We start from the raw sequence: 236 nt of genomic DNA, 5'->3' as shown, positions 1-236 counted from the left end.
GCAGCCGGATCTCGTCGCGCAGCACCGGCGGCGTGGGGCGGGCCTGCGGCTTGGCCGGCGGGGGGGCAGCGCGCCGCGGCGCCAGCGCGGCCATGGCCTCGGCAGCGCGGCGCTCGCGCTGCTGGCGGGCTGCGTCCGACGACAAGCCGGCCGGCGGCGCGGGCTGGGCCCGTGGGGCCGGCGGCGCCACCGGATCGGCCTGGCCAGCAAGTTCGGCCTGCCGGCGGCGCAGCACG

General features: G+C 83.1%; 1 pseudogene. It reads right to left on the bottom strand.

The features are described 5' to 3' along the window. Positions 1 to 236: pseudogene (locus tag RVY79_RS22135) on the bottom strand (hypothetical protein); the annotation flags it as partial.

This window comes from Chromohalobacter sp. HP20-39, assembly GCF_033052815.1.
Classification (GTDB): domain Bacteria; phylum Pseudomonadota; class Gammaproteobacteria; order Pseudomonadales; family Halomonadaceae; genus Chromohalobacter.
The sequence above is the reverse complement of the archived record's forward strand: the minus strand, read 5'-3'. Positions and strand labels throughout refer to the sequence as shown.